Source organism: Agrobacterium sp. LAD9 (assembly GCF_003031125.1).
Lineage (GTDB): Bacteria > Pseudomonadota > Alphaproteobacteria > Rhizobiales > Rhizobiaceae > Agrobacterium > Agrobacterium radiobacter.
In genome coordinates this window covers 411,724-424,337 of sequence record NZ_PHGS01000002.1, presented here as the reverse complement: position 1 = coordinate 424,337, position 12,614 = coordinate 411,724, and the positions used below count along the sequence as shown (strand labels likewise).

The following is a 12,614-nucleotide window of genomic DNA, read 5'->3' as shown; positions in this document are numbered from 1 at the left end:
CGGGACGACGGCGCAGTTTCGGATGATGGGGCCTGACATGACGATTTTCTCAAGCAAACGCCGCGATGTGCTGAAGCTTATGGCCGGCACCGCCATGCTGCCGCTGATGGTGGCGGCAACGTCTGTCATGGCGCAGGACGTGGCCCTGCGTGCAATCGTCATCTCCGACCTGCATTCGGCCTATGAGCGCATCGGCCAGCTTCTCGCGGCCATCGAAACGCGCATCGCTGCCGACAAGGCGCCCCACATCATCTTGCTGAATGGCGATCTTTTCGAACTCGGCAACGCGGTGGCTACACGTTCGGCCGGCGAGATCGAATGGACCTTCCTCACGGCGCTCGCCAAGCTCGCTCCCACGGTCATCAATATCGGCAATCATGAGCCCGATATCGACAATGACCTTGCCAATTTCGTCAGCCGCGCCCGCGCGCTCGGCATCACCGTGCTTTCCAACATCATCGACAAGCGCAGCGGCAAACCCTATGCGCCCGAAAGTGCCGAGATGAGCGTTGGCGAGCGGAAGGTCATCCTCACGGGTCTCGCCACCAATGCGATCAACACCTACCCGAAGGCCACGCGCGAAATGCTCGACATTCCGCAGCCTGTCGAGTGGGCCAAGGCCAATCTTCCCGGTATCGTCAAACCGGACGCGATCAACATCGTTCTCAGCCATGCCGGCGTCGTCGCAGACCGCGATATCCTGCCGCTGCTGCCGGATGGCACCCTGCTTGTCGGCGGCCATGACCATCTGAACTTCGTGCATGAACAGGGTGCTACCCGCTATGTCCATACCGGCTCATGGTGCACCTCCATGACGGTGGCGACCTTTGCGGCTCCCGGCAAGGCTGCGGCCATCGAGACGATCGCCATCGATCGCGGCGCTCCCGCATCCCCCGCCCTCAAGGCCCTGATCGAGCAGACGCTTGAAAAGCATCTGACGGCGGAAGAACGGGAAGTTGTCGGCAAATCGGCGAAGGCGATGACCGTCGACGAGGCGGGTCGCCATGTGGCGCAGCTTATCGCCGCAAAAACCGGCGCAGATGTCGGTTTCGTCGGCCACACTTCCTTCGGCGCGGGCCTACCTGAGGGCGATATTCGCCGTCATGATTTCAACGCCTCGCTGCGTTTCGACGGCAAGCTGATGGTGACGGAAGTGGACGGCGAGGCGCTTTCGCAAATCCTCAAACGATGCAACCAGGATGGCGACATTCCGCTCGCCGCACGTACCGGCGACTATCTCTACGCCATGCCGGAGAAGCCCGAGAAGAAAGAGCGCTACAAGCTGGTCTGCAACGACTGGTCCGCGACCAACCAGAAATCCTATTTCGGCCGCGGTGACCTGACCTTCACCGAGGTGCCGGATGTGAAGCTGAAGCAGACGGCTCTGGGCGGGCTTTCTTAAGGCCGCAGATCATCAGGTCTCAGAACGACCTGATATCGAGCTTCCGGTCCCTGTGTGCCGGATGTGTGCTGAACACGAAAATGCGGTCCAGTTCCTTCTGCGTCAGCATGCGCAGGAAACGGACATGGATCGTGTTGTTGGCGTTGACGCGCAACATCACGCAGCCGATCTTGGTGATGCGGGCGTCGGGAATATCGAGATAGAACTGGTTCGGCAGGTTATATTTCGTCAGCAGTGCCAGCACCGCTTCCGTCTGGGAGATGCGGATGACGTCGCAGCGGCGCGCCGCCATGTGCATCACGGCCTTTTCGGTATATTCGATGCGTGCGGCGTTCATGGTATCTTCCATGCGGAACCGGCTTTCGCGGTCATACATGAAGGATTCTTCCTTGCTCAGGTAATGGTTCCTGATGACACCCGTACCGCTCTGCACGCCCAGACTCCCATGCTCAGTCAATGGATCGAGACTAGGCCATAGTCTTTAACAATTCATATCAGCGCAGGCTTAAACAGACCGGAAGCGGGACATTTCCGACATTTTTCCACAGCCGTAAAAAGGTCAGGAAAAACCCCGGAACGAGGACGTTCCGGGGGATGTTTTTGAGGTCGATAGCAATTAGACGCGGTAGGTCTTGCCCTCGGCATTAAAGAGGTGAAGCTTTTCCTGCGGAGCGGCGAAACGCAGGGTTTGCCCCTTGGCGACCGAAACAATGCCCGGCGCCTTGACGATGATGGGCTCCTGCCCCTTGGGTGCTTCGAGATAAAGCAGGGTCACTTCACCGAGAGCCTCGACGATCGATACTTTCCCTTCGAAAAGATAATCATCGCCGGTGACGATGCTCAGATCTTCCGGCCGCACGCCAAAGCTGGCGGACTTGCCCCGCTCGGTGGCGGGGGTCGGAACATTGACGGCGAGCGTCTTGCCACCCGCCAGTTCGATCGACGTCCGCTCCCCGGTCCCGACAATCTTCCCAGCGATGATGTTCATGGCGGGCGAGCCGATGAAGCGCGCCACGAAGAGGTTGGCCGGGTTTTCGTAAAGTTCGAGCGGCGCGCCGACCTGCTCCACGCGACCCGCATTCAAAACGACGATACGGTCCGCCAGCGTCATCGCCTCCACCTGGTCGTGGGTGACGTAGATCATCGTCGTATCGGCCATCTGCTCATTGAGCTTGGCGATCTCGATACGGGTTGCGACACGCAGTGCGGCATCAAGGTTCGAAAGCGGCTCGTCGAACAGGAAGACCTTCGGATTGCGGCAGATCGCGCGGCCGATGGCGACGCGCTGGCGCTGGCCGCCGGACAGAGCCTTCGGCAGACGCTCCAGATATTGCGTCAGCTGCAGGATTTCAGCCGCAGCGCGAACGCGGCGATCGATTTCCTGGCGGCTTTCCTTGGCGATCTTCATGCCGAAGGCCATGTTGTCATAGACAGTCATGTGCGGATAAAGCGCATAGGACTGGAACACCATGGCAATGCCCCGGCGCGAAGGCGGGATTTCATTGACGAGCTGGCCGTCGATAAACATCTCGCCGCCGGTGATTTCTTCCAGACCGGCGATCATGCGCAGAAGCGTCGATTTTCCGCAGCCCGAGGGGCCGACGAAAACGATGAATTCGCCCTGTTCGATCTCCAGATCAATGCCGTGCAGAACCTTCACCTGCCCGTATGATTTGCGGATATCCTTGAGAACGAGACTTGTCATGGGTGTTCCTCCCTCATCTGTCAGGCGTAACGGGCGAAGAAAGCGCCCCATGCCGGAAGTTCTGCGGTTTTGCTTTCAAGGCCGCTTGCAAAGCCGTGCCCCTCGAGAACCTCCCAGTTCCCTTCCGGCAGCGTCGCCTTTGCGGGGGTCGCGGACAGATTGAAGAGGCACAGAACGGTTTCGTTACCGAGCGTGCGGGTATAGCTCAGCACATCGCCCTCCACCGGCTGGAACTCGATGCCGCCCTTGGCGAAAACCGGATGCTTTTTGCGGAAGGAAAGGAACCGGCGGTAATGCTCCAGCACGGATGCCTCGTTGCCCTGCTGGGCGCTGACGGCGCGCTGCTTGTGTTCGGCCGGAATGGGCAGCCATGTCTTGTCGGCGGTGGAAAAGCCCGCCTGCGAGTGGCCGGCGTCCCACACCATCGGTGTGCGGCAACCGTCGCGGCCCTTGAATTCCGGCCAGAACTGGATGCCGTAGGGGTCCTGCAAGTCCTCGAAAGCGATATCGGCTTCGGTGAGGCCCAGCTCCTCGCCCTCATAGATGCAGACGGAACCGCGCTGCGTCATGAGTAGCGCCGAAAGCACCTTGGCGAAAGCGTCCTTGTCCTCGACATGTTCGCCCCAGCGGCTGACATGGCGCACGACATCGTGGTTGGAGAAAGCCCAGCAGGCCCAGCCTTCCGGCGCGGCCTTGGCGAAATCCGCCTGCACATCGGCGACACGCTGTGGCGTGAGCGCATCCGGCGCCAGGAATTCGAAGGCGTAGCACATCTGCATCTTGTCGTCGCCGGAGGTGTATTCACCGACGATTTCGAGACCGCGCTGGCTGTCGCCCACTTCACCGACGGCGGCGATATCCGGAAACTCGTCCAGCACGGCGCGGAAACGCTTCAGGAAGGCGAGGTTTTCCGGGCGGTTCTTGTCGTAGAGATGTTCCTGGAAGTTATACGGATTGACCGCAGGCGCGGTGGAGGCATTGCGGCGCTCCGGCGCCAGCGCCGGGTTGTCGCGCAGCTCAAGGTCGTGGAAATAGAAGTTGATGGTATCGAGGCGGAAACCATCGACGCCGCGCTTCAGCCAGAAGCGGGTGATGTTCAGCAGCTCTTCCTGAACTTCCGGATTATGCAGGTTGAGGTCCGGCTGCGAGGTCAGGAAGTTGTGCATGTAATATTGCATGCGGGTCGGATCCCACTGCCAGCCGGAGCCGCCGAAGATCGACAGCCAGTTGTTGGGCGGCGTGCCATCCGGCTTGCTGTCCGACCAGACATACCAGTCCGATTTCGGATTGTTGCGGCTGGCGCGGCTTTCCACGAACCATGGATGCTGGTCCGAGGTGTGCGACATGACGAGATCGATCATCACGCGAACGCCGAGGCGGTGGGCTTCAGCGATCAACCCATCGAAATCGGCTAGCGTGCCAAACATCGGATCGACATCGACATAGTTCGAGACGTCGTAACCGAAATCCTTCATCGGCGAAGTGAAGAACGGCGAAATCCAGATGGCGTCAGCGCCGAGACCGGCAATATGCGCCAGCCGGTCGGTGATGCCCTTGAGATCGCCGATGCCGTCGCCATTGGAATCCTGATAGGAGCGCGGATAAATCTGGTAGATCACAGCGCCGCGCCACCAATCCTTGTTGGGCGTCAAAGCGGAAGTCACCGGAGCGGTCATAGTCTCATCCTGTCTCGTATGGGCGTTCATGGAATAATCAGCCTCCCTTGACGGAGCCTGCGAGCAGGCCGCGCACGAGATAACGTTGAAGGGCGAAAAAGACGCCAAGCGGCACGACGATGGTGACGAAGGCCGAGGCGGTGAGGATTTCCCAATTGCCGCCGCGCGAACCGAGCAACGCGTTCAAGGCACCGGTCAGCACCAACTCGTCCTTCTGCGTGCCGAGGAAGACCATGGCGACGAGCAAGTCGTTCCAGGTCCACAGGAACTGGAAGATGGCGAAGGAGGCGAGTGCCGGGAATGACAGCGGCAGGATGATCTTGACGAAGATTTCGAAGTCGCTCGCACCATCGACGCGGGCACTTTCGATGATCTCTTTCGGCAGGCCGGAAATGTAGTTGCGCAGCAGGTAGATGGCGAGCGGCAGACCGAAGGCGGTATGCGCCAGCCAGATGCCGGCATAGGTCTTGGACGGCACGCCGAAGATATTGCCGATTTCGTTGTAGAGTTTCAGGAGCGGTATCAGCGACATCTGCAACGGCACGACGATCAGACCCACCACCATCGCAATCAGAAAATTGCGGCCGGAAAAGCTCATCCATGACAGGGCGTAAGCGGCAAAGGCGGCGATGAGAATGGGAATGACTGTCGCGGGCACGGCCACCGTCAGCGAGTTGACGAAGGACTGGCCGATGCCTTCCGAGGTCAGGACCGTTCGATAATTATCGAGCGTGAAGACCGGCGGCGTTCCAACGGAAATATAGACGCGCTTGCCGCGAGAACCCTCGAAGCTGGAGGCCTTGCTGTATTCATAGGTACCGTCCGCATTGACGAGCAGCGTCTCGCCATCGCCGATATCAGCCGCTTCACCCGCTTTGAAGGCTCTCGGCTCCTGAACACGCACGCCGAAGGCGGAGACTTTTCCGCCCGCGCCGTTTTCAAAGACATTGCCTGATATCACGTAGCGGTTTCCGTCCTGCTTCTGCACGGCAGCGTCGGCAAGGCGAACCGCCGCGGTCTGTTCGGAACTGGAAAAGGCCGTCCACCAGCCCGATACGGTGATCTGGTCCTTGTCGCGCAGCGAGCTGACGAGAATGCCGAGCGTGGGCAAAAGCCAGAGAAGCACGACGACGAGGACGCTGGCGTGGACGATGAGGCGCGGCAGGCCGACGCGGCGAAGGCGTTTTACGATATTCATCTCAGCGGCCCTCCATCTCGCGGTTGGCCTGGCGGATGTTCCAGACCATGATCGGGGTGACGGCCGCCATGATGATGAGTGCTATGACAGCACTTCGGCCACTGTCGCCGCCACCGCGGAACATCCAGTCGAACATGAGATTGGCGAGCACCATGGTGTTCCACTGGCCGTTGGTCATGGTCAGCACGATGTCGAAAACCTTGAGCACGAGAATGGTGATCGTGGTCCAGACAACGGCGATGGTGCCCCAGATTTGCGGAACCATTATCTTCCAGAAGATCTGCCAGCCATTGGCGCCATCGATGACCGCCGCCTCAATGGTCTCCTCGGGAATGCCCCGCAGCGCCGCCGACAGGATGACCATGGCGAAACCGGTCTGGATCCAGATGAGGATGACCATCAGGAAGAAATTGTTCCAGAACGGCATGGAAATCCACACCTGCGGATTACCGCCGAAAAACTCGACGACCGCATTCAAAAGACCGATCTGCACCTGCCCTTCGGCGCGATACTCGTAAATGAATTTCCAGATGACGGAGGCACCGACGAAAGAGATCGCCATCGGCATGAAGACGATGGATTTGGCGATATTGCCCCACCAGATGCGGTCGGTCATGACGGCGATGACGAGGCCGAAGAAGGTGCAGGCGGCCGGCACGACGGCCAGCCAGAGAATATTGTTGAAGATCGACTGGCGGAAACCGGCGTCAAAAAACGCCCAGCGATAATTGGCGAGACCGACGAATTCGCTGCCTGTACGGTCATAAAAGGACAGGATCAGCGTCGCGATAACGGGATAGACCAGATAAACGAGCAGAAGGATCAGCGCCGGGCCGATGAACAGCCACGGCCGGACGGCGGCGCGGCGGTTGAGGTTGCGGGATGCATGAATGACGTCTCCCGAGCGGACGGGAAAGATTGCCTGCAGCGCCTTGTCGGATAGCCAGTAATAGGCAGCGCAGGCGAAAACACCTGCTACCATGACGCCGATGGCAGACACGAGTTGTTGAGCCATGTTCCCTCCCTTGATCCTCTCCGCGCCGCGCTGATTTATACGGTCGTTGGGCCGTTCCGTTGGTAAGACCCGGCAGCGAGCCGCCGGGCCTTTTTACCGCAGATTCTGATCGGAAAACCGCAGAACACTTTTCCGGAATCTGCTCGGCCGATTGTTACTTCAGGCCGTCCCAGGCCTTCTGGATATCGGAAGCGACCTGATCGGCGGACTTGCCGCCGACGAAATCGATCATGCCGGTCCAGAATGCACCGGCGCCGATCTTGCCGGGCATCAGGTCGGAACCGTCGAAACCGAAGCTTGTCGCGGTCGTCAGGATTTCGCCCTGGCGCTTCATCTGCTCGTTGGCATAAGTCTCGACATTCACGCCCTTATACGGCGTCAGGAAGCTGGACTGTGCCATCCACACTTCGTGCGCGATCGGGGTCTGCAGGAATTCGACAAATGCCTTGGCAGCCGGCGCTTCCTTGGTGATGGTGACGAGCGTGCCGGCGCCGAGAACCGGCTTGCCGAGTTCAGGCTTGGACGCATAGGTCGGCATGTAGAAGAAATCCGCATCCGTCCCCACCTTGGTGCCCTCAGGGAAGAAGGACGGAATGAACGACGCCTGATGGTGCAGGTAGCACTTCGGCGGAATGTCGAAGAGGCCCTTGGGGCTGTCGCGGAAGTCGGTGGAGGCCACGGCCGCAACACCGCCGCTCACATATTTTTCGTTCTTGGCGAATTTGCCGAACTCGTTGATCGCCTCGACCACGGCCGGATCGGTGAACTTGACCTCGTTCGTCGTCCATTTCTGGTAGACATCGAGCGGCTGCGTGCGCAGCATCAGGTCTTCCACCCAGTCGGTTGCCGGCCAGCCGGTCGCGCCGCCAGAACCGAGACCGATACACCAGGGCGTGCCGCCATCGGCAACGATCTGGTCCGTGAGCTTGAGCAGGTCTTCCATGCTCTCGGGCACCTTATAGCCCGCTTCCTCGAAGTTCTCAGGCACATACCAGACGAGCGACTTAACATCCGCCTTGAAGGGGAAAGCGAAATAGGCCTTGTTGCCGTCCTTGCCCTTGTAGCTGCCGAGGTCGACCCAGGACTGGCCCGCACCGTAATTTTCCTTGACCCAGCTGGCGGTCACATCGCCGAGCGGCACGAGGAAGCCCTTGGCGGCGAGATCGGCCAGAAGGCCGGGCTGCGGCAAAATGGCGATATTGGGCGGCGAACCTGCCTGCGTATCGATGACGATCTGCTGCTCGTAGTTTTCCGACGAGGAATAACGGACATTCACGCCGGTCGCGTCAGCGAAATAGGCGAGCACCGACTGGAACAGAGCCTCGTCCTCACCACGCCAGGGGCCGAAAATCGTCAGCGTCTGGCCCTTCAGGTCGGCATGGGCCGCCTTGAAGTCCTCGTAGCTTTTCCAGTTGAACTTGGCGTCCCCGCCGGGTGCAAATTTCAGATCGGCGGCAAAGGCCGCACCGGACAGCAATGCCATGACAGCAGCCGTCGCCAAAAGAGTCTTCCGCATGTGATTTACCTCCCATCACATAAAAGGCTCAAAGCGTCCTCTCCAATCAAAGCGCTTTGGCTGCCTATTCATCTCATTGTCATTAAGACAGAGTCAAGAGGCTCTTTATTCGGAAACGTTGCAGCACCTTATGAATAGTCATATTTAATTAGGAAGGCGGCTATCCTTTTCGATTGAGAAATGCGGTGGAGGCTGGTAAAAATCTAAAGCGCTTTGGGAAGTGAGGAGCGGCCTTGCCGTATTCTCGGGCGCGCGCATGGAGGAAATGACAGACATGAACCTGAAACAGTTGTCGCAACTGCTGGGCATTTCGCAGACGACCATCAGCAGGGCGCTCAACGGCTATCCGGAAGTCAGCGCCGAAACGCGCCGCCGTGTCATGGAGGCTGCCGAAAAAACCGGATATCGCCCGAATGCGGCAGCGCAACGGCTGGCGACAGGCAAGGTTGGCTCCATCGGACTTGTGATGCCGATTGGCGAGCATCATCGTTCGGATGTGCATTTCGGCGAATTCCTGAGCGGCCTCGGTGAGGAAGCGTCGCGCAGCGGCTTTCATCTTGTCATCATGCCAACCGAGCCGGAAAAGGAGCGCGAAGCCCTGCGGGGTCTGGCGGCCAGCGGCAGCGTCGACGGCATCTATCTCGCCTATATGAAGAACAATGATCCACGCATCGCCATGATGCAGTCGCTCTCCCTGCCCTTCCTCGTGCATGGCCGCTCCATCGGCGTGGAGGAGGACTATCCCTATCTCGACGTGGACAATGAGGGCGCTTTTCGCGATGCGACCCAGCTTCTCCTCCAGCTTGGCCATACGCGCATCGGGCTGCTGAACGGCCCGGCGGGTTATGATTTCACCTTCCGCCGCTGTCTCGGGGTGGAAAAGGCGATGGCGGCAAACGGTCTGGCATTGCATGCGGAAAATGTAAGGCACGGCAGCATGACCGACGAGGAAGGTTATCTCGGCATGGAGGCGCTGCTGTCACGCCCGGAAAAACCGACCGCCATCCTCTGCGCCAGTACCGCGCTTGCGCTCGGCGCGATCCGCTCGCTCAATCAGCGGGGCTTAAAACCCGGCAAGGATATTTCGCTGATCGCCCATGACGACGTGCTGCCGCTGCTGAAACCCGATAATTTCTCCGTGCCGCTCACCACCACCCGCTCGTCGCTGAGGGCTGCGGGGGTGCGTGTGGGCCAGCGCCTGATCAACCGGATCAAGCTCAACCAGACGGAACCCCATCAGGAACTCTGGAAGGCGGAACTTGTGGTCCGCGCGTCGACGGGGCCGGCTCCGAAAGCGTAGCTGGCCATTTTAAACCGCTTAGAACTTCGGCGCGGTCAAACCCTCTGCGCGATGGGCGGCGATGACGGTATTGGCCATCAGCATGGCGATCGTCATCGGGCCGACACCGCCGGGAACGGGCGTGATGGCCGCGGCAACGGCGCTTGCTTCATCATAGGCGACATCGCCCACCAGCTTCGACTTGCCTTCACCTTTTTCCGGTGCGGGGATGCGGTTGATGCCGACATCGATGACGGTCGCGCCTGATTTCACCCAGTCACCCTTCACCATCGCCGCCCGGCCGACCGCCGCGACGAGAATATCGGCCGTCTTGCAGACGGTGGCAAGATCCTTGGTGCGCGAATGCGCCATCGTCACCGTTGCATTGGCATTCAGCAGCAGCTGGCCCATGGGCTTGCCGAACAGGTTCGAGCGACCGATGACAACAGCGTTCAGGCCAGAGAGATCATCGCCGTGAATGCCGCGCACCAGAAGCATGGCGCCGGCGGGCGTGCAGGAGATGAGACCGGTGGCGAGATCGCCGGTCGCGAGCTTGCCGGCATTCAATACGCTCAGACCATCCACATCCTTTTCGGGCAGGATCGACTGGATGATTTCATCGGAATTGAAGTGTTTCGGCAGCGGCAGCTGCACCAGAATGCCGTGAATGGAGGCATCGGCGTTCAGTTCGCCGACCAGCTTCAGAAGGTCACCCTGCGTGGTTTCTTCAGGCAGCGTGTGCTGGATGGAGTTGAAACCGCATTGCTTGGCCATCTTGCTTTTGGAGTTCACGTAAGCGTGGCTGGCCGGATCATTTCCGACGATGACAACCGCGAGACCGGGCTTTGTGCCCTTTTCCGCCTCAAGCGCTTCTGCCGATTTGCGGACCGCCTCCGTTACCGAAGCCGCCTTCGCCTTCCCGTCAATCACAACTGCCATGCGTCCTGCTCCTGCTGGGTTACGTAGGCTCCGTATGGTGCCCCCTTCGCAGGAATGCAAGCTAAAATGCGGCGTTTTCAGGCTGTTTTGCGGTAGTCTTCGCGATGATCGGCGTAATCGGTAAGACGCTCTCTCAGGAACGCCAATTGACGTCGCAATTCCATCAGTTCCTCGGCTTCGGCCTGAGCATGATCGAAGCGCCCGGCAAGGGCTTCCGCCAGGAGCGGAGGAAGCCCGGAGGATACCGGATCAGCAGCCCTGACCGTGCGGCTGCCCATCAGGACCTGCCGCACGCGCTCGTCCAGCGGCATATCGTCGTCGTCATTGACGGCCTCGCCGTAATAATCGGCGAAGCTGTCTTCCTCCGGCTCGATGTTACCCTCTGCGGCAAGATCCGGCAGATCTTCAAACACAGCCGGCTCGATCGGTTCGAATTCCGAAATCTGCAGAAACTGGACCGGCGGCTCGACGGAGGATGGAAGTTGCGCGCCGTCTTCGACGATCAATGCGCCCTCTTCTTCTTCGTCATGGCGACGGTAGCTCAGGAGATAGAGACTGCCCAACAGGCCAATTAATGCGCCGCCGCCCGCCAGCATGGCGGCCTGAGTCAGGTCGCGGGTCAATTCTCCCGGTGTTGCCTTCTTGGTCAAACGTGTTTCGACCGCAGGCGTGGCGGATGCGGACAGGTCACGGCGTTCGCTTGCCTCCAGATAGGCATTTCGCGCTGTTTCCAGTTCACCCTGTAATCTCGAGAATTCGCCGGGGGCGACACCGAGCTCGCTCAGGCGGTCTAGGTATTTCCTTTGCTCGCCATTGGCGGTCGCGACCTCCTGAACGATGCGCTTTTCATCCGCCCGCAGGCCTTCGAGCAACTGTCGCAATGCTGGGGCGGCAAGTGCCTGTGCCGCGTCCACGGCATTCTGGGCGGCGATGCTGCGGGGATGTTTCGGGCCGTAATCGACCGAAACGGCAGCAAGCGCCATGCTGGCGCTCGCATGCTTCTGCCTGACATCATCAAGCGCCGAAAAAGCCACGCCGACCGGCAGAGGCTTCACAAAGACATCATTCGGCTTCAGGGCCGAAGCCGCCGTCAAATCAGCCTGAATGGACTGTTGCTGCGGGGTAATACCGGCAAGCCTGTCGTTTACATCGCGCAGCTGCTGCTCAAGTTGCTGCACCTCGGACATTACGGCATCACCGTGACGCATCTGGAAACCGTTCAGCGCGGCTTCCGCCTCATCGAGCCTTGTCCGCGCCCTCTCCGTCTCGCGCATGGCTGGTGTCATCGTGCCGGCCTTGCCATCCGCGATCACGCGCATCGAAAGATAGTCGGTCAGCCGCATGGCGGTTTCCGGCGTCGCGGCCTTGCCGGTCACGATCAGCGTATTTTCATCCGGTGTCAGTTCCAGCCGGATCGCCTGGCCCACCGCACCGTTCAACGCCTCACGCGCGGACAGCGGACGCGCATCCGCGCCGGTCAGAAGGTCGAAAAGCAGGCCAAGCTCACCCTGATTGCGAACGCCGACCATATCGGCGGACTTCAGCTTGAGATCGGCGGTTATACGGTCGAGCCCGGAGGGTGAAAGCAGGGTGCGGCGTGCCATCGCCAGAAAACGGGCCGCGTCGGGGGCATCGTAAGCGGTCTGGGAGACCTCGATCCGGGCCTGCGAAACATAACCGCGAAAGCCGGAATCGATGAGCAGAAGCGGAAGGGCCGCCCCGGCAACGGTGGCGGCGGCGATGCACCCGGACGTCAGGAGCCGCAGCCAATGTCTGCGCCATTGCGATACGGGCGCGGCGACATCATCCTCGTCAGGGCGGATCGCCATCATGTCCGGATTGTCGTCAACCATCTGAAGCCGTCTGCCGCCCTCGGTGCCGCCC

The 12,614-nt window shown here is 60.1% G+C and carries 10 protein-coding genes; 2 read left to right on the top strand and 8 right to left on the bottom strand.

The window, feature by feature from the left end; genetic code table 11:
* The first annotated feature begins 37 nt into the window (after positions 1-37).
* Positions 38-1,402 carry a metallophosphoesterase gene (locus tag DA915_RS02930; RefSeq protein ID WP_107675096.1) on the top strand — a complete coding sequence of 455 codons (1,365 nt, stop codon included), beginning with the start codon at positions 38-40 and terminating at the stop codon, positions 1,400-1,402.
* Positions 1,403-1,421: 19 nt separating this feature from the next.
* On the opposite strand, the gene DA915_RS02925 is transcribed toward DA915_RS02930, so the two are convergent.
* From DA915_RS02925 to DA915_RS02900, 6 genes are all read right to left on the bottom strand, one after another.
* Positions 1,422-1,778 carry a hypothetical protein gene (locus DA915_RS02925; protein WP_035236048.1) on the bottom strand — a complete coding sequence of 119 codons (357 nt, stop codon included), beginning with the start codon at positions 1,776-1,778 and terminating at the stop codon, positions 1,422-1,424.
* A 240-nt stretch (positions 1,779-2,018) separates the two neighbouring features.
* Positions 2,019-3,107 (bottom strand): ABC transporter ATP-binding protein, encoded by a 1,089-nt coding sequence (locus tag DA915_RS02920; protein WP_107675095.1) that lies wholly within the window; start codon positions 3,105-3,107, stop codon positions 2,019-2,021.
* Positions 3,108-3,127: 20 nt separating this feature from the next.
* Positions 3,128-4,783: an alpha-glucosidase family protein gene (locus DA915_RS02915; protein WP_107675094.1), complete on the bottom strand. Its 1,656-nt coding sequence runs from the start codon at positions 4,781-4,783 to the stop codon at positions 3,128-3,130.
* Positions 4,784-4,820: 37 nt separating this feature from the next.
* Positions 4,821-5,981 (bottom strand): carbohydrate ABC transporter permease, encoded by a 1,161-nt coding sequence (locus tag DA915_RS02910; protein WP_045022049.1) that lies wholly within the window; start codon positions 5,979-5,981, stop codon positions 4,821-4,823.
* A gap of 1 nt (position 5,982) precedes the next feature.
* A complete protein-coding gene (locus DA915_RS02905) occupies positions 5,983-6,996 on the bottom strand; it encodes a carbohydrate ABC transporter permease (RefSeq protein ID WP_080865818.1) in 1,014 nt (337 codons plus the stop codon).
* A 154-nt stretch (positions 6,997-7,150) separates the two neighbouring features.
* Positions 7,151-8,512: an ABC transporter substrate-binding protein gene (locus DA915_RS02900; RefSeq protein WP_099085654.1), complete on the bottom strand. Its 1,362-nt coding sequence runs from the start codon at positions 8,510-8,512 to the stop codon at positions 7,151-7,153.
* Between the two features lie 274 nt (positions 8,513-8,786).
* Here DA915_RS02900 and DA915_RS02895 point away from each other — a divergent pair, with 274 nt between their 5' ends.
* Positions 8,787-9,812, top strand: a complete 1,026-nt coding sequence (locus DA915_RS02895) for a LacI family DNA-binding transcriptional regulator (RefSeq protein ID WP_003503341.1) — start codon at positions 8,787-8,789, stop codon at positions 9,810-9,812.
* A gap of 18 nt (positions 9,813-9,830) precedes the next feature.
* Here DA915_RS02895 and DA915_RS02890 read toward each other — a convergent pair whose 3' ends face one another.
* A complete protein-coding gene (locus tag DA915_RS02890) occupies positions 9,831-10,730 on the bottom strand; it encodes a bifunctional methylenetetrahydrofolate dehydrogenase/methenyltetrahydrofolate cyclohydrolase (RefSeq protein WP_020813066.1) in 900 nt (299 codons plus the stop codon).
* Positions 10,731-10,807: 77 nt separating this feature from the next.
* Positions 10,808-12,583: a hypothetical protein gene (locus DA915_RS02885; RefSeq protein ID WP_107675093.1), complete on the bottom strand. Its 1,776-nt coding sequence runs from the start codon at positions 12,581-12,583 to the stop codon at positions 10,808-10,810.
* Between the last annotated feature and the right edge of the window lie 31 nt (positions 12,584-12,614).